Annotated in this window: 18 protein-coding genes and 2 pseudogenes; 8 read left to right on the top strand and 12 right to left on the bottom strand. The window is 59.8% G+C overall.

Translation table 11 applies throughout. The features are described from left to right. A pseudogene (locus ACQKPC_RS28575) lies at window positions 1-117 on the top strand (RNA polymerase factor sigma-70); the annotation flags it as partial. Here ACQKPC_RS28575 and ACQKPC_RS28570 read toward each other — a convergent pair. Next, window positions 94-327, bottom strand: a pseudogene (locus ACQKPC_RS28570) (class I tRNA ligase family protein); the annotation flags it as partial. The pseudogenes ACQKPC_RS28575 and ACQKPC_RS28570 sit on opposite strands and share 24 nt — an antisense overlap. 280 nt (window positions 328-607) lie before the next feature. On the opposite strand from ACQKPC_RS28570, the gene ACQKPC_RS28565 reads away from it, so the two are divergent. Beyond that, window positions 608-928 carry a hypothetical protein gene (locus ACQKPC_RS28565; protein ID WP_427627975.1) on the top strand — a complete coding sequence of 107 codons (321 nt, stop codon included), beginning with the start codon at window positions 608-610 and terminating at the stop codon, window positions 926-928. Between the two features lie 106 nt (window positions 929-1,034). Continuing rightward, a complete protein-coding gene (locus ACQKPC_RS28560) occupies window positions 1,035-1,814 on the top strand; it encodes a YdcF family protein (protein ID WP_008070093.1) in 780 nt (259 codons plus the stop codon). Window positions 1,815-1,931: 117 nt separating this feature from the next. On the opposite strand, the gene lnt is transcribed toward ACQKPC_RS28560, so the two are convergent. The 5 genes from lnt to miaB all read right to left on the bottom strand — a co-directional run bounded on the left by lnt (window position 1,932) and on the right by miaB (window position 7,373). Then, the gene (lnt, locus tag ACQKPC_RS28555; RefSeq protein WP_427627973.1) at window positions 1,932-3,455 is read right to left on the bottom strand and encodes an apolipoprotein N-acyltransferase; all 1,524 of its coding nucleotides are present in this window, start codon (window positions 3,453-3,455) and stop codon (window positions 1,932-1,934) included. Window positions 3,456-3,470: 15 nt separating this feature from the next. Then, window positions 3,471-4,310 (bottom strand): HlyC/CorC family transporter, encoded by an 840-nt coding sequence (locus tag ACQKPC_RS28550; protein WP_007894419.1) that lies wholly within the window; start codon window positions 4,308-4,310, stop codon window positions 3,471-3,473. Between the two features lie 5 nt (window positions 4,311-4,315). Continuing rightward, complete coding sequence (gene ybeY, locus ACQKPC_RS28545; protein ID WP_007894420.1) at window positions 4,316-4,810, bottom strand: rRNA maturation RNase YbeY; 495 nt, start codon at window positions 4,808-4,810, stop codon at window positions 4,316-4,318. Next, entirely contained in the window at window positions 4,803-5,819 is a 1,017-nt protein-coding gene (locus tag ACQKPC_RS28540; protein WP_008070090.1) for a PhoH family protein, read from the bottom strand. The genes ybeY and ACQKPC_RS28540 overlap by 8 nt, the downstream gene beginning before the upstream one ends. A 225-nt stretch (window positions 5,820-6,044) precedes the next feature. Continuing rightward, window positions 6,045-7,373: a tRNA (N6-isopentenyl adenosine(37)-C2)-methylthiotransferase MiaB gene (miaB, locus tag ACQKPC_RS28535; protein WP_032830243.1), complete on the bottom strand. Its 1,329-nt coding sequence runs from the start codon at window positions 7,371-7,373 to the stop codon at window positions 6,045-6,047. A gap of 134 nt (window positions 7,374-7,507) precedes the next feature. On the opposite strand from miaB, the gene ACQKPC_RS28530 reads away from it, so the two are divergent. Continuing rightward, a complete protein-coding gene (locus ACQKPC_RS28530) occupies window positions 7,508-7,837 on the top strand; it encodes a DUF1820 family protein (RefSeq protein WP_007894425.1) in 330 nt (109 codons plus the stop codon). A 214-nt stretch (window positions 7,838-8,051) separates the two neighbouring features. Here the strand turns inward: ACQKPC_RS28530 and ACQKPC_RS28525 are convergent, their stop codons facing one another. From ACQKPC_RS28525 to ACQKPC_RS28510, 4 genes are all read right to left on the bottom strand, one after another. Continuing rightward, window positions 8,052-8,606 (bottom strand): tetratricopeptide repeat protein, encoded by a 555-nt coding sequence (locus tag ACQKPC_RS28525; RefSeq protein ID WP_007894427.1) that lies wholly within the window; start codon window positions 8,604-8,606, stop codon window positions 8,052-8,054. A gap of 224 nt (window positions 8,607-8,830) precedes the next feature. Next, complete coding sequence (hemL, locus tag ACQKPC_RS28520; protein ID WP_007894429.1) at window positions 8,831-10,114, bottom strand: glutamate-1-semialdehyde 2,1-aminomutase; 1,284 nt, start codon at window positions 10,112-10,114, stop codon at window positions 8,831-8,833. 18 nt (window positions 10,115-10,132) lie between these two features. Continuing rightward, the gene (gene thiE, locus ACQKPC_RS28515) at window positions 10,133-10,756 is read right to left on the bottom strand and encodes a thiamine phosphate synthase (protein ID WP_427627969.1); all 624 of its coding nucleotides are present in this window, start codon (window positions 10,754-10,756) and stop codon (window positions 10,133-10,135) included. Window positions 10,757-10,774: 18 nt separating this feature from the next. Next, the gene (locus ACQKPC_RS28510) at window positions 10,775-11,572 is read right to left on the bottom strand and encodes a hydroxymethylpyrimidine/phosphomethylpyrimidine kinase (protein ID WP_008012635.1); all 798 of its coding nucleotides are present in this window, start codon (window positions 11,570-11,572) and stop codon (window positions 10,775-10,777) included. 428 nt (window positions 11,573-12,000) lie between these two features. Here ACQKPC_RS28510 and ACQKPC_RS28505 point away from each other — a divergent pair, with 428 nt between their 5' ends. The 4 genes from ACQKPC_RS28505 (at window position 12,001) to ACQKPC_RS28490 (ending at window position 18,502) form a co-directional block, all read left to right on the top strand. Continuing rightward, window positions 12,001-14,385 carry a 7TM diverse intracellular signaling domain-containing protein gene (locus tag ACQKPC_RS28505; RefSeq protein WP_427627967.1) on the top strand — a complete coding sequence of 795 codons (2,385 nt, stop codon included), beginning with the start codon at window positions 12,001-12,003 and terminating at the stop codon, window positions 14,383-14,385. Between the two features lie 75 nt (window positions 14,386-14,460). Further along, complete coding sequence (locus tag ACQKPC_RS28500) at window positions 14,461-16,110, top strand: acyl-CoA dehydrogenase family protein (RefSeq protein WP_427627965.1); 1,650 nt, start codon at window positions 14,461-14,463, stop codon at window positions 16,108-16,110. Window positions 16,111-16,295: 185 nt separating this feature from the next. Next, window positions 16,296-17,795, top strand: coding sequence for an AMP nucleosidase (gene amn / locus ACQKPC_RS28495; RefSeq protein WP_367373065.1), 1,500 nt, complete (start codon window positions 16,296-16,298; stop codon window positions 17,793-17,795). 71 nt (window positions 17,796-17,866) lie between these two features. Beyond that, window positions 17,867-18,502: a pseudouridine synthase gene (locus ACQKPC_RS28490; protein WP_427627963.1), complete on the top strand. Its 636-nt coding sequence runs from the start codon at window positions 17,867-17,869 to the stop codon at window positions 18,500-18,502. Here the strand turns inward: ACQKPC_RS28490 and ACQKPC_RS28485 are convergent. Together ACQKPC_RS28485 and ACQKPC_RS28480 are read right to left on the bottom strand one after the other, a co-directional pair. Continuing rightward, window positions 18,497-18,706, bottom strand: coding sequence for a DUF2788 domain-containing protein (locus ACQKPC_RS28485; protein WP_007894445.1), 210 nt, complete (start codon window positions 18,704-18,706; stop codon window positions 18,497-18,499). The two genes, ACQKPC_RS28490 and ACQKPC_RS28485, sit on opposite strands and share 6 nt — an antisense overlap. Before the next feature lie 233 nt (window positions 18,707-18,939). Continuing rightward, on the bottom strand, window positions 18,940-19,419 hold the full coding sequence (locus tag ACQKPC_RS28480; RefSeq protein WP_007894448.1) for an Lrp/AsnC family transcriptional regulator: 480 nt from the start codon (window positions 19,417-19,419) through the stop codon (window positions 18,940-18,942). Between the last annotated feature and the right edge of the window lie 418 nt (window positions 19,420-19,837).

The following is a 19,837-nucleotide window of genomic DNA, read 5'->3' as shown; positions in this document are numbered from 1 at the left end:
TCCACAAGCAGGTGCGATTCACCGCTACTTCAGGCCTTCGTCGACAACCGACTGATTCTGGTCAAGATTGCCGCCCGCATCACCGGTTGCCGATCCCATGGGTTGCAGGACGTTCTTGCCTTGCATGCGCTGGTAGCGGGAGATCACGTCGCCGATGGTGTAGTTGCGCACGTGCCCCATGTGTAGCTTGCCGCTGGGGTAAGGGAACATCGACAGGCAGTAGAACGTCTCCTTGCCTGGCTGTTCACTGACTTCAAAGGACTTTTGCTCGTCCCAGAATGACTGGGCGGCGGCTTCGATTTCACGGGGCTGATATTGTTCGTGCATGGCTACTTTTGAACTGAATAGGGGTGGCCTAATCCTCTTCAATGCAACGCTGGACGGTGATAACGCCAAATCGACGTTTCGGTGCCCAGGCGAGCTGGAAGTGGAGTTACAGGAAGCGCCGTAGCATACATGACCGCACTCTACCGAGGGAAACCCTGATTACACGCAAGGACGTGGCCAATACCCGCTCCGAGGGCCGTTGGTCGCGGCACTCAGCCGGTTTTTTCAGCGAGGCTAAGCTCTAAAAGGGGAGTGAGTCTTATCTTCAATGAGGTGATGGATGGTTGAGTCACGGCAAAAAGCTACAAAACCGGAGCTGTACGAAAAACTGATAGACCGTCTCGCAATGGCGCTGGATTCGGCCAAAACTGCCGGACGGCTGCGTGATGAGCGTCCCCTGGAGCTGGAGCTGCGTGGTTTGAGCCCCGCAGAGTTTGAACTGGTCAAGGCCTATCTGGATCGTAGTGAACGTGAAACGCACGGATGCTTGTCAGCAGCAGTGAAGCAACTCGAGGCACCACGTTCGGCCAAGATCATCTGGCTCAAGGATAAGGCACCCGGCAAAGGCGCGGTAAAGGTCCGGTCTTTGCAATTCAAGTAAGGGCACTTGAAGCCATGGAATATGGTTTTTTGAAACAAAGTCCTTCCACATTTGTTGTCGCATTGCGTCAACCCACCTAGGCTTCGGGCATCTATGGAGATGCCCGATGCCTTTTCGTTATTTCATTAAACAACTTCTTCTGCCGCCCGGCATTTTATTGCTGCTGCTGGTACTTGCCTGGTGGTGGCGCCGCTCAAGGCCGAGGCTGGCGGGGTTGTGTTTCGTCCTGGGCGTGGGCGGTTTCTGGTTGATGAGCCTGCCAGTGATGGTGGAGTGGAGTGCCAAGGCCCTGGAGCGCGAGCCGCCGCTGGCGCGCGAGGAATGGGCAACCTTGGGCCGACGGGCGGACGCGATCGTGGTGCTGGGTTCAGGGCGTGAGCGTGGCGACCCGGCCTGGGGCGTTGATCAGCCGACCGGTGTAGGCCTGGGGCGCGAGCGTTATGCCGCGCGCCTGGCCAAGGCGTCCGGCTTGCCGATTCTGACCAGCGGCGGCCTGCATTACGGCACGCCACCGACCGAAGCGAAGCTGATGGCGGACTCATTGCTCGATGATTTTGGTGTGACGGTGCGCTGGCAGGAAGGGCGCAGCCGCACGACCTGGGAAAACGCGCAATTCAGCGCCCAGGTATTGTTGCCGGAGGGGATTAAGCGGGTGGTGGTCGTGACTCAGGCCTGGCACATGCCGCGAGCGGTCTGGAGTTTCCAGCAGGCGGGATTTGAGGTGGTGCCCGCGCCAGTAGGGTTTTTAGGCGTGGACAATGCCCGGCCGCTGGGTGGCTGGATGCCGGAGTTCAAATCGATCTGGCAGAGCGGGCAGTTGATGAATGAGGCGGTGGGGCAGATCGGGTATTCGTTGTTTTATCGAGGCGATGTCGACCCTGATTGATATTGTGCCTGTGATGCCGTCTTCGCGAGCAAGCCCGCTCCCACATTGGATCTCGAGTGTTCACACATACTGTGTTCACCGCAGATCTACTGTGGGAGCGGGCTTGCTCGCGAAGCTTTAAACGGTCTTCGCCATCCGGTTCGCAACCAACGCCCAACCAAACAACAACACGCAACTGATGATCAACGGCCACGAACGCCATTGCAGGTAGGGCGTCAGGTTGTGCATCGGCACCACTTCGCCATACAGAATGCCTTGTTCGAACTGCGGGATCTGCACAGTGATCTGGCCAAACGGGTTGATCAGGCCGGTCACGCCGTTGTTGGTGGCGCGGATCATCCAGCGGCCGGCTTCAAGTGCGCGCATCTGCGCCATCTGCAAATGCTGCAGCGGGCCGATCGAGGTGCCGAACCAGGTGTCGTTGCTGATGGTCAGCAGCAAATCGCTGCGGGCGGCGAGGCCTGCGGCGAATTCCGGGTAGACCACTTCGTAGCAGATGAACGGCGCAATCTGATAACCCTTGGCTTGCAGCAGCGCTTGATCGGCCGGCCCGCGGGCAAAGTCGGACATCGGCAGGTCGAAGAAGGCAATCAGCCCGCGCAAGACTTCCTGCAGTGGCACGTATTCGCCGAACGGCACCAGTTTCTGCTTCAGGTAAGTGCCATCGCCTTCACCGACGACGGTAATGCCGTTGAAATAGCGCTTCTCGTGATGGAGTTCCTGGCGAATCGGCACGCCGGTGATCAACGCGGATTTACGCTCAGCGGCGAAGCTTCCCATCATGTTCAGGTAGCCCTCGGCGGACTCCTTGAGCACCGGGACTGCGGTTTCCGGCCAGATCAGCAGGTCGACGCGTTTGGAACTGAAACTCATGTCGCGGTACAGCGCCAGCTGCGCATTGAGCTGCGAGGGGTCCCACTTCATGCTTTGTTCGATGTTGCCCTGAAGCGCCGCGACGCTCAGTGGTGCGCCCGCCGGGCTGGTCCAGGCATGTTCCTTGAGCGCCATGCCGGTCACCCATGGGCCTGCAAGCAGTAACACGCCGACAGCGATGAAGCCTTTACGGCCAGTGCGTACCAGGCGCGCAGCGTTGTAGATCAGCGCAGCCGTCAGGGCCAGGGTGAAGGAAATCAGCCACATTCCGCCGACCGGCGCGAGCCCGGCCAATGGGCCGTCGAGTTGGCTATAACCGGAATAGAGCCATGGGAAGCCGGTAAGGAACCAGCCGCGAAAGGCTTCCTGACCCACCCACAACGCCGCAAATGCCAAAGCATCGGCCAGCGGCGCTTCGTTACGGCGCAGCCAGCGCGCCCAAATCCAGGCAGGCAGGGCGAAGAACCAGGCAATCGCCGCGGTGAAGGCCAGCATCAGCAACCCGGCCAGCAGCACCGATGCGCCGCCGAAGTTGTGAATGCTGTAGTAGATCCAGCTAGTGCCTGCGGCAAACAGGCCGAAACCGAAACACCAGCCACGGCCCAAGGCCTGACGGGGGGTCAGTTCACGCAAACCGGCATAAAAGAAACCGACCGCCAACAAGGCCAGCGGCCAGATATCGAACGGCGCCAGGGCCAGAGTGGTGAGTGCACCGGCCGCCACGGCCAGCAGGTTACCGGGCCAGCCGGGGCGGGTCATCCAGTGCATTTCTTTCCTTAATTTTTACCGGGCAATAGGTGTCAGACGCAGCAAGTGAATCCGACGGCTGTCGGCGTTCAGGATGCGGAAGCGATAGGCGCCGATTTCAGTGATTTCGTTGCGTTTTGGCAAGTGCCCGAACGCGCTCATCACCAAGCCACCGACGGTGTCGAATTCATCGTCGGAGAATTCGCTGTCGAAGAACTCGTTGAAGTTATCGATCGGCGTCAGGGCCTTGATCAGGAAGTCACCGCTGGGCAGCGGCTTGATGTAGCTGTCTTCTTCGACGTCGTGCTCGTCTTCGATGTCGCCGACGATCTGTTCCAGCACGTCTTCGATGGTCACCAGACCGGCCACGCCGCCGTATTCGTCAATGACGATGGCCATGTGGTTATGGTTGGCGCGAAACTCACGCAGCAGCACATTCAGGCGCTTGGACTCGGGCACGAACGTGGCCGGGCGCAGCAGGTCCTTGATGTTGAAGCTGTCGCCGTTCTCCTTGAGGATCAACGGCAGCAAGTCCTTGGCCAGCAACACACCCATCACGTCATCGTGGCTTTCGCCGATCACCGGGTAGCGGGAGTGGGCCGAGTCGACCACGGCCGGCAGGAACTCGCGGGGTGTCTGGGTCGCCTTGATGCTGATCATCTGCGAGCGCGGGACCATGATGTCCCGTACTTGCAGGTCTGCAACCTGGATGGCGCCTTCGACGATGGCCAGCGCTTCGCTGTCCAGCAACTTGTTTTGATGTGCATCGCGCAGCAGCTCCAGCAGCTCCTGGCGGTTTTTCGGCTCGTGGGCAAAAGCCTGGGTGAGCTTACCCAGCCATGACTTCTGCCCGTTGCTCGATCGATCTTCGCTCATAGCGATTACTCTGAATCCTTTGTTGTTACGATTGGGGATGTGTCTGTTTCGTCGTCCGCATAAGGGTCTGGATGACCCAACTCTGCAAGCAACGTTCGTTCCAGTGCTTCCATTTCTTCAGCTTCGTCATCATCTATATGGTCGTAACCAAGTAGATGCAAGCAGCCGTGAATGACCAGATGCGCCCAGTGAGCCTTTAATTCCTTGCCTTGTTCCGCCGCTTCGCGCTCCACCACTGCTACGCAGATCACCAGATCGCCGAGCAAGGGAATGTCGAGAAACTCATCGGGGACATCGGCCGGAAATGACAAAACGTTGGTGGCGTAGTCTTTCTGCCGCCAGGTGAAGTTCAGTTCGCGGGCTTCCTCTTCGTCGACCAGACGGATGGTCATTTCGGAGTCGGCAGTACGCTGGCGCAGGGCCAGTTCGCACCATTGACGGAATTGGGCTTCACTCGGGGCAGACGCTTCGGTAGCCAGTTGCAGGTCAAGCTCAAGCATCGGGGCGAGTGTCCTTGGGAGAGGGCTTCGCCGTTTCGTCGGCTATGCGATTTTCGAAGCGCTCATAGGCCTCGACAATGCGTTGCACCAACGGATGGCGCACCACGTCCTTGGGCATGAAGTGGGTGAAGCTGATCCCCGGAACGTCTTTGAGCACCTCGATCACATGATGCAGCCCGGATTTGGTGCCTTTCGGCAGGTCGACCTGGGTGATGTCACCAGTGATGACCGCAGTGGAGCCGAAGCCGATCCGGGTCAGGAACATCTTCATCTGTTCGACGGTGGTGTTCTGGCTTTCGTCGAGGATGATGAAGCTGTTGTTCAGCGTACGACCGCGCATGTAGGCCAGCGGCGCGACTTCGATCACTTGACGCTCGATCAGCTTGGCCACGTATTCGAAGCCGAGCATTTCGTAGAGCGCGTCATAGAGCGGGCGCAGATACGGGTCGATTTTCTGGGACAGGTCGCCGGGCAGGAAGCCGAGCTTTTCGCCCGCTTCAACCGCCGGACGAACCAGCAGAATACGGCGAATCTGCTCGCGTTCCAGCGCGTCTACCGCGCAGGCAACGGCCAGATAGGTCTTGCCGGTACCGGCCGGGCCGATGCCGAAGTTGATGTCGTTACCGAGGATTTCCTTCACATAGCGCACCTGATTCAAGCCGCGAGGGCGAATCATGCCTTTCTTGGTGCGCAAGGCGACGGACGGTTCGGCGGGGGAATGGTTGTCCAGTTCCTCGACGGCCGATTCCTGCAGGAACAGGTGAACCATGTCAGGCGACAGCTCGGTACCTTTGGTTTCCCGGTACAAGCGGCGCAGCAGGTTTTCCGCAGAGGTGGTGTGCTTGGGCTCGCCGATCAGTTCGAACTGGTTTCCGCGGTTGCGGATCTCGATCGCGAGGCGCTGTTCGATCAAGCGTAGGTGCTCGTCGAATTGCCCGCACAGATTGGCGAAGCGGCGAGCTTCAAAAGGCTCGAGGATGAAACGATGTGGTTCTATGGGTGCGTTCAAGGTCGTATTTAGCCGCCCTGGGGCAATTATGATGAATCAAGGATAGCGCCAGTCGCCTGGGTGCGAAAGCTCTTAAATAAGATGCAGGTTGGCGCGTGATCTGTGGCGAGGGGGCTTGCCCCCGTTCGGCTGCGAAGCAGTCGCAAAATATTCGGGACCGCTTCGCGATCCAACGGGGGCAAGCCCCCTCGCCACAAAAGCCCGGCTCCCACAGGTGACGAGGTGTTACTGGATCAGTGAGCCCCGCAGCGAGTGCGGTTGCGCAGCATCGATGTGCACGTCTGCGAACTGGCCGATCAGGGTCGGATTGTCGCAGCGGAAGTTGACGATACGATTATTCTCGGTCCGGCCTTGCAGTTCACCGGGGTCTTTTTTCGAATAATCGGTTACCAGAATCCGCTGAATGGAGCCCACCATTTGTCGGCTGATCTCGAAACCTTGCTGGTTGAGGCGATGTTGCAGGGCGTTCAAACGTTCTTTTTTCAGTTCTTCCGGCGTTTCGTCGGCCAGATCGGCGGCCGGCGTGCCCGGACGCTGGCTATAAACGAACGAGTAGGAAAAGTCGAAACCGACGTCTTCGATCAGCTTCATGGTCTGTTCGAAGTCTTTTTCGGTCTCGCCCGGGAAACCGACGATAAAGTCAGAACTGATGCAGATCCCCGGCACGGCAGCCCGCAACTTGCGCAGTTTGGATTTGTACTCCAGCGCGGTGTGGTTGCGTTTCATCGCCGCGAGGATCCGGTCGGAACCCGATTGCACTGGCAAATGCAGGTGTTTCACCAGCTCCGGTACGTCGGCGTGGGCCTGGATCAGGCTGTCGGAGAATTCCAGCGGGTGCGAGGTGGTGTAGCGAATCCGGTCGATGCCATCGACAGCGGCTACTACCCGGATCAATTCCGCCAGATCAGCCAGGCGCCCATCATGAGTGGTGCCGCGATAACCGTTGACGTTCTGCCCCAGCAAGGTCACTTCGCGCACGCCGTTTTCGGCCAGGTGAATGATCTCGGCAATCACGTCGTCGAACGGTCGGCTGACTTCTTCACCGCGCGTATAAGGCACCACGCAGAAAGTGCAGTACTTGCTGCAGCCTTCCATGACCGACACGTAAGCGCTCGGCCCGTCGATGCGCGGCTCGGGCAAGTGGTCGAATTTTTCGATTTCCGGGAACGAGACGTCGACTTGCGGCAGTTTGGTCAGGCGCGCGGCGTCGATCATTTCCGGCAGGCGGTGCAGGGTCTGCGGGCCGAATACCACGTCGACGTATGGAGCGCGGTCACGAATGGCCGCGCCTTCCTGGCTGGCCACGCAGCCGCCGACGGCGATGACCATTTCCGGGTTAGCCAGTTTCAATTCGCGCCAGCGACCCAGCTGGGAATACACCCGGTCCTGGGCGCGTTCGCGGATCGAGCAGGTATTAAGCAGGATCACGTCGGCGTCTTCAGCGCGAGCGGTGACTTCCAGGGCCTGGTGTTCACCCAGCAGATCGACCATGCGCGAGCTGTCGTACTCGTTCATCTGGCAACCGTGGGTTTCGATGTAAAGCTTCTTGGCCATGGATAGAGTCATCACGTGATTCAAAGAACCGCGCATTATAGGGAACATGCACCAAGGTTCCTACCGTTGCGCGTCCGGCGGCTATGCTATAGTTCGCGCCCTCATTTTTATCCCCGATGTGTTACCCGCCCACCATGACCAAACGTGAAGCTCCAATCTACAAGGTGATTTTCCTCAATCAGGGCCAGGTGTACGAAATGTACGCCAAGCAGATCTATCAAAGTGATCTGTGGGGCTTCCTGGAAGTGGAAGAGTTCGTCTTTGGCGAGCGCACGCAAGTGGTCGTCGATCCGAGCGAAGAGAAGCTCAAGGCTCAGTTCGAAGGCGTTGTGCGCAGTTTTGTGCCGATGCATTCGATCGTGCGCATCGACGAGGTCGAGCGCCTCGGCACACCGAAAATCAGTGAAGCCCGCGGCGCGGTAGGCAATGTCATGCCGTTTCCGATGCCGATGCCTGAGAAGTAAGCCGCGGATTGAGTGGCTAGAGGGGCTTGTTGTGGCTGGTGATGCTTGTTGTGGCGAGGGAGCTTTTGTGGCGAGGGGGCTTGCCCCCGTTGGGCTGCGAAGCGGCCCCTGAATCAGCCACCGCCACCTTCCAGACAAACCGCGTGTGCTGACTTTACGACTGCTGCGCAGCCGAACGGGGGCAAGCCCCCTCGCCACAAAGCCCTCGCCACAGTCAAGGCAATGGCGAAAACGGCGTACGCCCATCGGCGCTCTGCAATTCCATCAGGTATTTACGGAAAATTTGCCCCAGCACCTGGGTAGCGACTTCCAGATCTTCGCGGGGCATTTTTTCGGCGACTTCGTCGGCGGTGTCCAGCGCCTCTTCGGCGCCGTTGACCGCGGCCATTTTCAGCACGATATACGCCTGAACGTTATTGGCCGGTACGCCTTCGCCATGGAAGAACATGGTGCCAAGTTTGAATTGCGCCTGGGCGTGGCCTTGCAGCGAGGCCTTTTCGAAGTAGCTCAGGGCTTTATTGAGGTCGCGCGGCGCGTTTTTGCCGTCGTAGTAGAACTCACCCAACTCGTATTGCGCTTGCGCATCCCCTTCATCCGACGCTTTCTGACAGGCGGCGAGCGCTTGCGTCAGGTCTTGCGGCTGAGTATTGAGGGTGCAGCGACCCATCGCCGGGATCAACAACGAGTTGCCGCCTGCTTGTGCGAGCGCGAGCAGGGGCTGAAGGAGCAACAGGCAGCCCAATGCAAGGGTGCGGCCGGTGCGGTTCATGGGAATCGACTTACCTCTGAGGGGCGCGTGGATCCATCGAGGGATCCAATAAGCGCGCATTATGAAATAAGCAGGGCCAACCTTACAAAGTCTTTACTCGTTTTTCTGCTGCACGGGGAATATATCGCCCACTTTGCGGGGGAATATTGGCAGATGAGTAGGAAAAAGGGCGCGAATGTAGGTGAAAGCTGACGCTGGCAATCGCCAACGTCAGCGTTGCAGCTTTATTTCAATGCGGCGAATGCACGCTCGGCGGCGTCCAGTGTCAGTTTCAACTCGGTTTCGCCGTGGGCGATCGAGGTGAAGCCGGCTTCGAAGGCGCTTGGCGCCAGGTACACGCCGCCTTCCAGCATCAGGTGGAAGAAACGCCCGAACAGGCCGGCATCACTGGCCATCACGTCATCGAAGGTCACGATGTCGTCGGCGCCGCTGAAGTACAGGCCGAACATGCCGCCGGCCTGAGTGGTCACGAACGGAATACCGGCGGCGTCGGCGCGCTGCTGCAGGCCATCGAGCAGACGGCTGGTGTAATCGCTCAGCTCGGCGTGGAAACCAGGACGACTGATCAGGCGCAGCGTGGTCAGGCCCGCCGCCATCGCCAGCGGGTTACCCGACAACGTGCCGGCCTGGTAGACCGGCCCCAGTGGTGCGATTTGCTCCATGATCTTGCGTTTGCCGCCGAAGCAGCCAACCGGCATGCCGCCACCGATGATCTTGCCGAAGGTGCTCAGGTCCGGCGTGACGCCGTAGTGGGCTTGGGCGCCACCGAGGGCGACACGGAAACCGGTCATCACTTCGTCGAAAATCAGCACCACGCCGTGCTTGTCGCACAGGGTCCGCAGGCCTTCGAGGAAGCCTGGTGCCGGCGGTACGCAGTTCATGTTGCCTGCCACGGGCTCGACGATGATGCAGGCCACGTCCTGGCCGACTTCGGCGAGCATGGTTGCTACCGCGTCGATATCGTTGAACGGCAGGGTCAGGGTGTGTTTGGCGAACGCCGCCGGTACACCGGCCGAACTCGGCACGCCTTGGGTCAGGGCGCCGGAACCGGCCTTGACCAGCAGGCTGTCGGAGTGGCCGTGGTAGCAGCCTTCGAACTTGATGATGCTGTCACGGCCGGTAAAGCCACGGGCCAGGCGGATGGCGCTCATGGTCGCTTCGGTGCCGGAGCTGACCATGCGCACCATCTCCATCGACGGCACGATCGAGCAGACCAGATCGGCCATTTCGGTTTCCATCGCGGTCGGGGCGCCGTAGGACAGGCCGTGTTCCAGCTGTTTGCGCACCGCGTCCAGCACGTCCGGATGGCTGTGGCCGAGAATCATCGGCCCCCAGGAACCGACGTAATCCACATAACGCTTGTCATCTTCGTCGGTGACGTAGGCGCCTTCGGCGTGTTTGAAGAACAGCGGCGTGCCGCCAACACTCTTGAACGCACGAACAGGCGAGTTCACGCCTCCGGGAATGTGTTTTTGGGCATTGGCAAACAGGGTTTCGGAACGAGACATGATCGGGCTCTCAAAAAATCAGGATTTGAACAATTCGTTAAAGGCGCGGGCGCGGCGTGTCACTTCAGCCGTGTTGTCGGCGCCAAACAGGCCATGCACCACCGCCAGCAAGTCGACCCCGTGGGCCACCAGTGGCGCAGCGTTGTCCAGCGTGATGCCGCCGATCGCGCAGATCGGCAGATGCAATTTGCTGCGGGCCTGATCAAGCAGTTCGAGGCTGCAGGCCGGTGCGCCGGGCTTGGTGTTGGAATTGAAGAAGCGGCCAAAGGCGACGTAACTGGCGCCTTCTTTGGCGGCTTGTTCGGCGAGTTCGAGTTGCGCGTGGCAGGTCGAACCGATGATTGCCTGACGACCGAGCAGTGCGCGAACCGGCATCAGCGGGCCATCGGTCTGACCCAGGTGCACGCCGACATTCAGGCGCGCGGCCAGTTCGGCGTCATCGTTGATGATCAGCCGGGTTTTGTAACGTTCGCACAGATCGCGCAGGGCTTCGGCTTCGCGCAGGCGGCGGGCCTCATCGCTGCTCTTGTCACGGTATTGCAGCAGGGTGACGCCGCCTTCGAGCGCCGCCTCCACGTACGAAAGAAATTTACCGGCCAGTAACTGGCTGTCGGTAATGGCGTACAGGCCACGTAGTTTCATCGGACAAGCCTCATGGCGTTACGAACAGAAGTCCAGTGGCAAGCGGCGCGGTACGAACTGGCCTTTGCCCAGCTGCTCCGCATCACGCAAGGTGCGCCAAGTGTAGTCAAGCGCGCTCTTTACGGCACTGGCGAGGTGTTCGCCCTGGGCCAGGCGGCCGGCGAGGGCGCTGGCCAGCGTGCAACCGGAACCGTGATAACTGCCGGGCAGGCGCTGGCAGGTAAAGGTTTCGCGGCGACCGTCGCGGCTGTACAGGCGATTGTGTATTTCGTGTTCGTCGCCATGACCGCCGGTGATCAGCAGGTGTTTGACGAATGGCAGAAGTTTTTCAGCGCACTCGTCCGCGGTGCCTTCGGGCAGTTCGGCGAGAATGCGAGCTTCGGGAAGGTTGGGGGTGGCAATGATCGACAGCGGCAACAGGCGTTCGCGCATGGCGTAGCCGACTTCGTCCTTGCCCAGTCGTCCACCGCCGCCGGCACGCAGCACCGGGTCGCAGACCACCGGCAAATGCGGGTGCGCTGAAAGCAGTTCGACTACGGTGTCGACCATTTCCAGGGAACCGAGCATGCCCAGTTTGACGGCGGCGACTTCGGAGTCATTGAGCACGGCGTTGGCCTGGGCCAACACCCACTCGCGATCGAGAACGCGGAAGTCAGTGACGTTGACGGTGTCTTGCACGGTCAGGGCGGTGACGGCCGGAGCCGCATGACAACCCTGAGCGAGCAGGGCTTCGATATCTGCCTGCAAGCCGGCGCCACCACTAGGGTCGTGGCCGGAGAGACAGAGGACAACGGGGCGAGAGCTGTAGATATTCATGGTGCGCGAGCTTACCACCAAACATGTTTTTTCGGGTGTTGTGGCAGTCATCGCGGCCGATACATTGTGGCGAGGGGGCTTGCCCCCGTTCGGCTGCGAAGCAGTCGTAAACCTGCCGACGCGGTGTTCCAGACAGAAGGCAAAGGGGGCGCTTCGCACCCCTACGGGGGCAAGCCCCCTCGCCACAAGGAATCGCTATGCACTGAGGCATTTTCACTACCTGACCAAGCCAACAGCTCTAACTCAATGTATAGAGCTGGAACGCTTGTTCTAGAGCCTTTTCAGGAAAAATTTCAATGGTGTTCAATGGCCACCAACGGCTATGCTAGAGTGGATCCAAACCAATAACAGGTAATATCGGTTTTACGTCTGCTCAAAAGGAATGGGGGGCTTCCTGACAGAACCGGACAGGCCACGCTGGGGCTTAAATGCGCTATTTGCTGATGTTGCTGTTGTGCTTGCCCCTCCTGGCGAGCGCCGTCGAATTCGACGAGTTCACCCAGAGCCTTCCCCTGGGCCGAACGATGCAGGTTTATGAAGACGCGGGCGGTCAGGCGACCATCGCCGATGTCCGTGCGCAAGCGGCGGCCGGGCAGTTCAAGCCTCATGATAAAGCCACTCTGAACGCCGGTTATTCGCGTTCGGCGTTCTGGCTGAAAATCGACCTGCAATACCGCCCGACCAACCCGTCGGCGCAACGGACCTGGTTGCTGGAACTGGCTTATCCGCCCCTCGATCACCTTGATCTGTATTTGCCCGATGCTGGCGGTGACTATCAATTGGTCCGACAGACCGGCGATGCGTTGCCGTTCGCCACTCGCGAGATCCGCCAGAACAACTATCTGTTTGGTCTGAACTTTGCGCCTGAGCAGGCGCAAACCGTGTATTTGCGCCTGCAAAGCCAAGGCTCGGTTCAGGCGCCCGTCACGTTGTGGTCGAGCACCGCTTACCTCGAAGAGCAGCCGGTCCGGCTCTATGTGCTGGGGCTGATTTACGGTGTGTTGCTGGGGATGCTGGTCTACAACCTGTTCATCTTTCTCAGCGTGCGCGACACCAGCTACCTCTATTACATCGTCTATATCGCCTCGTTCGGCTTGTATCAGCTGTCGGTGAATGGCGCGGCCGTGGAGTATTTCTGGCCCGACAATCCGTGGTGGGCCAACGCCGCGACGCCGTTCTTCATCGGCTGTTCAGGATTGTTCGGCAGCCAGTTCGCCCGCAGCTTTTTGCAGACGGCCACCCACAGTCGCTGGCTCGACCGTTTGCTGCTGGCGTTGATTGCGTTCAGTGCGCTGGTGGTCGGGTTGTCATTGATGACCAATTACGCCCTGGCCCTGCGTCTGGCGACGTTGCTGGCGTTGGTCTTTACGGTGGTGATTTTCGCCGCCGGGATTTTCGCCTGGTGGCGTGGCCTGCGGGTCGCGCGGTATTTCATCATTGCCTGGTCGGCGTTCCTGCTCGGTGGTGTGGTCAACACCCTGATGGTGCTGGGTTATTTGCCCAACGTATTCCTGACCATGTACGCCAGCCAGATCGGCTCGGCGATCGAAGTGGCGCTGCTGTCCCTGGCCCTGGCCGATCGCATCAACGCCATGCGTGAGCAACAGGCGCAAACGCTGTTTGATGCCGGCCAGAAACTCGAAGTGTTGAACCAGCAACTGGCTCACAGCAACAAGCTCAAGGACGAATTCCTCGCCACCCTGACCCACGAACTGCGCACGCCCATGAATGGTGTGATCGGTTCGCTGGAGTTGATGCAGACCGTCGAGATGAACCCTGAGCTGGAGCAATATCAACAAACGGCCGCCGGTTCGGCGCGGGACATGATGCGCATGGTCAACGGCATCCTCACCCTGACCGAATTGCAGGCCGGCAAGCTCAAGGTCTATCCGGACACCTTCAGTTTGCGCGGTGTGGTCGAGGCCTTGCGTCTGCAGTTCGATGGCAATGCGTCGAGCAAGTCGCTGGACTTCAAGGTCGAGGTGACATCCGGGCTGCCGGATCGTTTGCACGGCGACAGCGGCAAGCTGACGCAATGCCTGGAATGCCTGCTGGATAACGCGATCAAATTCACCCGGATCGGCGGATTGGCGCTGCGGGTGACGGGTAAACCGGTAGCGCCCGATCGGCTGGCACTGTCCTTTGCAGTGATCGACACCGGCATTGGCTTCACCGATTTGGATGAGGCAACGCTGTATCAACGCTTTTTTCAGGTCGACGGCTCGATGACCCGTGAATACGGTGGTTTGGGTGTTGGCCTGGCCATTTGTCGGCAACTGGTCGAATTGCTCGGCGGGCGCCTGAGCCATCGCTCGGAACCGGGGCGCGGCAGTCGCTTTCAACTGGACGTCGAGTTCGAGCTGCCGTTGCCGGTGGTGGAATCTGCGCCCGCAATCACCCGGCAAACCACCGGCCTGCGTTTGCCTCAGGACTGCACGGTGTTGCTGGTCGATGACAACAGCATCAATCAATTGGTGATGCGTGGCATGTTGCTCAAGCTGGGGTTCCGCGTGCGCACAGCTGACAGCGGCGTCGCTGCGCTCGATCTCTTGCAGCGTGAAACCGTTGATGCGGCGCTGCTCGACTGTCAGCTACCGCCGCTGGATGGCGCCTCGATCTGCGGTCGGATCCGCGCCTTGCCGGGTTGTGCCGAATTACCCGTGTTCATGATTGCCCAGAGTGCGGATCGGGCCTATTGCCCAAGCGACACCTTGGTCGATTACCTGAGCAAACCGGTGAAATTCGAAGATTTGCAGGCGGCTCTCTATCGGCGGGTGCTCTGTCCGGGGCAAGGCGAAAGCGCCGACAGTTAGGCAGATATGCCACTTTGTTCAGCCTCGGGGCGGTGCTTAACTGAAAGTCCCTTGGCTGACCAAAGGAGCCCCGTCATGAACCTGCATCAGTTCGCCGAAACCCACGAAGTCACCAATCAGCCGCCGTCGCTGGACGGCGCCAACCTCTATCGCATCGACCTGCCTTTGCAGGAGTGGTCGCGGCGTTTCGATGCCGGTTGGGCCGAGTCGCGAATTGACGCTTATGGCGTATTGGCCGGCGGGCCGCTGATGGAGGCGGGGTTTGCGGCCAATCAGAACAAACCGGTGTTCGTCAGTCATGACCGTTACGGCCATCGCATCGACCTGGTGGAGTTTCATCCCGCCTACCACGAATTGATGCGCACGGCGGTGGAGCATGGCCTGACAGGTTTGCCCTGGACCGACCCGCAACCGGGCGCCCACGTTGCCCGCGCGTCCATGACCTATTTGCACAGTCAGGCTGAAGCCGGCAGCGGTTGCCCGTTGACCATGACCTTCGCCAGTGTCCCGGCGATGCGCCTGCAAGCGGATCTGGCCAAACAATGGCTGCCGAAAATCCTCGCCACCGAATACGACCCGCGCAACGTCGGCATGGCCCACAAGGCCGGGGTCACCATCGGCATGGCCATGACCGAGAAACAGGGCGGCACCGATGTGCGGGCCAACACCACCAAGGCGTATCCGGTCGGTGCCAGCGGTCCCGGTCAGGCGTATGAACTGGTGGGCCATAAGTGGTTCTGCTCGGCGCCGATGTGCGACGCCTTCTTGACCTTGGCCCAGACCGACAAAGGCTTGACCTGTTTCCTGCTGCCGCGTCATCGCCCGGACGACTCACGCAATCAGTTCTACATACAGCGGCTGAAGAACAAACTCGGCAACTGGTCCAACGCCTCCAGCGAGGTGGAGTTCCGCGGCGCCCTGGCCTGGATGGTCGGCGAAGAGGGCCGGGGCGTTCCGACCATCATCGAAATGGTTGCCATGACCCGCTTCGATTGCATGGTCGGCTCCAGTGCGCTGATGCGTCAGGCGCTGACCCAGGCCAGCCATCACTGCGCCTATCGCAAGGTCGCAGGCAAATTGCTCAGTGAGCAACCCTTGATGCAAAACGTGCTGGCCGACCTGGCCCTGGAAAGCGAAGCGGCGTTGGCTTTGAGTTTGCGCATGGGCCGGGCGCTGGATCATCTGGATGACGATCACGAAGCGAAATTCGCCCGACTGGTGACGGCGGTGGGCAAGTACTGGATCTGCAAACGCGCGCCCGCGATGATCAATGAGGCTGCCGAATGCATGGGCGGCGCCGGTTATGTCGAAGAAAGCATCCTGCCGCGTCTGTACCGTGAGGCCCCGGTCAACTCGACGTGGGAAGGTTCCGGCAACGTGCAATGCCTCGACGTATTGCGCGCATTGTCGAAAGAGCCGGGTGTGCTTGATGTGCTGTTCAGCGAGTTGGGCGACGGTCATGGCGACAAACGCCTGGCCGCGCACATCAGCCAATTGCAGGCGGCGTTCAAGGACACCGACGACATTCAATACCGCGCCCGCCAGCTAACCGAAGACATTGCCTTGGGGCTTCAGGCCAAGCTATTGCTGGAGGCGGGTAATGCGGCGGTCAGTGATGCTTTTATCGCCAGCCGTCTGGGTTCAGCCGGTCGGGTGTATGGAACATTGCCGCGCGGGCTGGATGTGGAGGCGATTGTCGCCCGGTCGACGCCGCAAGGTTTCTGACCACAATTTGATCGACAGCACTGAAACCTGTGGGAGCGGGCTTGCCCGCGATAGCGGTTATACATTCAACAGAGATGTTGGCTGATAGACCGCTATCGCGGGCAAGCCCACAGGGTTTATCTGTGTCTCAGAATTGATGTGCAGCCAACACGCCACTGTTCCCGTGAAGCGATGATGCAGGCAAGATGAAGGTCTGCAAGTCAGAACACAGGAAGCTGATCGTGACCGAAGCGTTTATTGTCGTTCAAACCGCCGAGCAAGCCGTGGATCGGCTTGCTGCCTTGCACGAGCGTGCAACCACCGCGCTGAATCAGGCGCTCAAGCGTTATCTCAAGGATCGCGTCGAACCGGACGCTGAACAGCGGGCTCTGTTTCGTTATCCCGAGTTGCGTCTGACCTACCTTTGCCAGGGCGAAGTCCCACAGACCACTCGCGCCTATGCCAAGGTTCAATTGCCGGGGACCTACAGTGTCACCGTCACTCATCCGGCAGCCTTCCGTAAGTACCTGCTTGAACAACTCGTCCCGTTGATGCACGACTTCACCGTGACCGTGGAAGTCGGCGTCAGCCAGCAGAACATTCCTTATCCGTACGTGGTCGAGCAGGGCGATGAGCTGGCCGGTTCCGGCGTTACGGCGGCGGTGCTGGCGCGAGTGTTCCCGAGTACGGATTTGTCGGCCGCCACCGATGGCATCGCCGATGGCTTGTACGACTGGGAAAACACCGACCCGTTGCCACTGGCCCTGTTCGACGCCGCGCGAGTGGACTTCTCCCTGCGCCGGCTGGTGCATTACACCGGCAGCGACTGGCGCCATGTGCAGCCGTGGATTCTGCTGACCAACTACCACCGCTACGTCGACCAGTTCATCGTTCATGGTCTTGAGCAACTGCGCAACGATCCGCGTTTTGTACGCATGGTGTTGCCCGGCAACGTGATCATCGAAAAGAGCATGGACCATGGCGAAGCGTCGGCGATTGCCGCGGGCGTGGTCTGGCACCGTTACCAGATGCCGGCCTATCACCTGATCGCCAGCGACGGCCATGGCGTGACCCTGGTGAACATTGGCGTCGGCCCGTCCAACGCCAAGAACATCACCGACCACCTGGCGGTGCTGCGTCCGCATTGCTGGCTGATGATCGGCCACTGTGGCGGCTTGCGTCAGTCGCAGACCATTGGCGACTACGTGTTGGCCCACGCTTACATGCGTCGCGACGGGATTCTCGACCGGGTTGTGCCGCCGAACATTCCGATTCCGGCCCTGGCTGAAGTGCAGATGGCGTTGCAGCAAGCGGCGGCCAACATCACCGGTGAGAAGGGCGACGAGCTGAAGAAGCGCCTGCGCACCGGCACCGTGCTGACCTATGACGACCGTAACTGGGAACTGCGCTGGGCGCAGGAGCGTCCGCTGATCAACCTGTCCCGCGCCGTGGCGGTGGACATGGAAAGCGGCACCATCGCTGCGCAAGGTTATCGCTTGCGGGTGCCATACGGCACGTTGCTCTGCGTATCGGATAAACCGTTGCACAGCGAAATCAAACTGCCGGGTTCGGCCAACGCCTTCTATGAACGCGCGGTCAGCCAGCACTTGAAGATCGGCATCGAAGCGGTGGATCTGTTGCGCACCGAGCTCAACTCGCTGCACTCGCGCAAACTGCGTAGCTTCGACGAGCCGCCGTTCCGCTGATTGTTCTCATGGTCATTTAGCGGTCAGGGCACTAGCATTAGCAGCCCTGACCGTTAGATGTTCTTTTCGCCATGCCTCGTCCACCTCGTCCCGTCTCTCGCCGCCCTGGCGCGAACAACCCGCAATCAGCCCCGCGCCGTGTCGCCAAAGCGCCGCCGGCCGAGCCGAAGCTGATTCTGTTCAACAAACCTTTCGATGTGCTGACGCAATTCAGCGACGGCGAAGGGCGGGCGACGCTCAAGGACTTCATCGAGATTCCGGGGATTTACCCGGCAGGGCGGCTGGACCGCGACAGTGAAGGCTTGCTGTTGCTGACCAACGACGGCCAGCTTCAGGCGCGAATTGCCGACCCGAAACACAAACTGGCCAAGACTTACTGGGTGCAAGTAGAAGGTGAGCCAAGCGCTGAGCAGTTGCAGCGTTTACGCGATGGCGTCGAGCTGAACGACGGCATGACGTTGCCGGCCCAAGCGCGACAATTGGATGAGCCGCAACTGTGGCCGCGCAACCCGCCAGTGCGCTTTCGTAAAAGCGTGCCCACCAGTTGGCTGGAACTGGTGATTCGCGAAGGCCGCAACCGTCAGGTACGGCGCATGACCGCGGCGGTCGGCTTGCCGACGTTGCGTCTGGTGCGGGTCAGAATCGGTGACTGGTCGATCGAAGGGCTCGATCAGGGCCAGTGGAAGGAAGTGCCGGCGCGCTTATAGAGTGCCGGATTCGATCAGGCCGATGACCACGCTTTTGATCACGAACGCGGCCACGCCCAGCCCCAGTACGAAGAACAGAATGAACGAGCCGAAGCGCCCGGCCTTGGATTTTTTCGCCAGATCCCAGACGATGAAACCCATGAAAATGATCAGGATGCTGACCAGTCCAGTCATCATCCACTCTTCGAGTACTGCAGGATCCATTGAACATCTCCAGCGTGGGCGGGGCTAAAAGGCGCTGGAGTATACGCCATGGGGGATTGGCGGGGCATTGACCTGCGGCAGTGTGCCGCACTGTGGCGAGGGGGCTTGCCCCCGTTGGGTTGCGAAGCAGCCCCAAAACCAGCCAATGAGTTGTACCTGACACACCGCGTTGTCTGATTTTACGACCGCTGCGCGGCCGAACGGGGGCAAGCCCCCTCGCCACAAAGGCATTCTCAGCTGCGCAGATGAGTGAGCGGCAACTCGGTGCTGTTGAGCACCTGGTTCAACACAAAACTCGACCGCACACTCGTCACCCCTTCAATCCGGGTGAGATGCCCCAGCAGCAGTTTCTGATAGTGATCCATGTCCGGCACCACCACCTTGAGCTGATAATCGGCATCCATCCCCGTCACCAAACTGCATTCCAGCACCTGCGGCAAGGTGCGAATGGCGGCTTCGAAGTTCTCGAACCGTTCGGGTGTATGGCGGTCCATGCCGATCAGCACGTAGGCGGTCAGGCTCAGGCCGAGCATCTTGCGGTCCAGCAGGGCGACTTGGCGGGTGATGTAACCGTCGTCTTCCAGCTGCTTGACCCGCCGCGAGCAAGGCGAAGGCGACAGGCCGATGCGTTCGGCCAGCTCCTGATTGGAGATGCGCGCGTCGCGCTGTAATTCAGCCAAAATGCTCAGGTCGTATCGGTCGAGTTTGCTCATCAATCAGGCCTTTGTCATAACTATTGCGGCGGATTATCTATCCTGAGTTAAAAATTGCGCAAGTGATGTTTAATTGAGCAATCTTCGCAATCCTCTGCCGGTGCTCCGGGCCTATTCTTATCACCAGAATCACTGCTCGGACAAACAGTCCAGTGCGGCTCGCCCAATCAGGCCAGCTGCGGTCGCCACCCCCCACCGGGGATGTGTTGACCCCCGAGCTACACACTGTCCAGAAGACGGCGTGAGGTGAGCCGACGTCATAAGCGTCGAGCACGGACGAAGTTCTCAAAGGGAGGCCGACGGGTCTCCCTTTTTTATTGCCCGTGTCCCGTCCTGAATAAGGTTTACACCTTCTGATCTGTTTTTCAGGAGGACGTAATGGAATCAGCAAAAAGGCGTAGTCAGCGAGACTACACGC

It is taken from the genome of Pseudomonas sp. NPDC089918 (assembly GCF_050280605.1).
Lineage (GTDB): Bacteria > Pseudomonadota > Gammaproteobacteria > Pseudomonadales > Pseudomonadaceae > Aquipseudomonas.
This window is presented reverse-complemented; position numbering and strand designations above follow the sequence as displayed.

Excerpts from the sequence above, each read along its gene's own strand:
- ACQKPC_RS28565 (WP_427627975.1), top strand. The coding sequence starts at position 608 with ATGGTTGAGTCACGGCAAAAAGCTACAAAACCGGAGCTGTACGAAAAA.
- ACQKPC_RS28560 (WP_008070093.1), top strand. The coding sequence starts at position 1,035 with ATGCCTTTTCGTTATTTCATTAAACAACTTCTTCTGCCGCCCGGCATT.
- lnt (WP_427627973.1), bottom strand. The coding sequence starts at position 3,455 with ATGCACTGGATGACCCGCCCCGGCTGGCCCGGTAACCTGCTGGCCGTG.
- ACQKPC_RS28550 (WP_007894419.1), bottom strand. The coding sequence starts at position 4,310 with ATGAGCGAAGATCGATCGAGCAACGGGCAGAAGTCATGGCTGGGTAAG.
- ybeY (WP_007894420.1), bottom strand. The coding sequence starts at position 4,810 with ATGCTTGAGCTTGACCTGCAACTGGCTACCGAAGCGTCTGCCCCGAGT.
- miaB (WP_032830243.1), bottom strand. The coding sequence starts at position 7,373 with ATGGCCAAGAAGCTTTACATCGAAACCCACGGTTGCCAGATGAACGAG.
- ACQKPC_RS28530 (WP_007894425.1), top strand. The coding sequence starts at position 7,508 with ATGACCAAACGTGAAGCTCCAATCTACAAGGTGATTTTCCTCAATCAG.
- ACQKPC_RS28525 (WP_007894427.1), bottom strand. The coding sequence starts at position 8,606 with ATGAACCGCACCGGCCGCACCCTTGCATTGGGCTGCCTGTTGCTCCTT.
- hemL (WP_007894429.1), bottom strand. The coding sequence starts at position 10,114 with ATGTCTCGTTCCGAAACCCTGTTTGCCAATGCCCAAAAACACATTCCC.
- thiE (WP_427627969.1), bottom strand. The coding sequence starts at position 10,756 with ATGAAACTACGTGGCCTGTACGCCATTACCGACAGCCAGTTACTGGCC.
- ACQKPC_RS28510 (WP_008012635.1), bottom strand. The coding sequence starts at position 11,572 with ATGAATATCTACAGCTCTCGCCCCGTTGTCCTCTGTCTCTCCGGCCAC.
- ACQKPC_RS28505 (WP_427627967.1), top strand. The coding sequence starts at position 12,001 with ATGCGCTATTTGCTGATGTTGCTGTTGTGCTTGCCCCTCCTGGCGAGC.
- ACQKPC_RS28500 (WP_427627965.1), top strand. The coding sequence starts at position 14,461 with ATGAACCTGCATCAGTTCGCCGAAACCCACGAAGTCACCAATCAGCCG.
- amn (WP_367373065.1), top strand. The coding sequence starts at position 16,296 with ATGAAGGTCTGCAAGTCAGAACACAGGAAGCTGATCGTGACCGAAGCG.
- ACQKPC_RS28490 (WP_427627963.1), top strand. The coding sequence starts at position 17,867 with ATGCCTCGTCCACCTCGTCCCGTCTCTCGCCGCCCTGGCGCGAACAAC.
- ACQKPC_RS28485 (WP_007894445.1), bottom strand. The coding sequence starts at position 18,706 with ATGGATCCTGCAGTACTCGAAGAGTGGATGATGACTGGACTGGTCAGC.
- ACQKPC_RS28480 (WP_007894448.1), bottom strand. The coding sequence starts at position 19,419 with ATGAGCAAACTCGACCGATACGACCTGAGCATTTTGGCTGAATTACAG.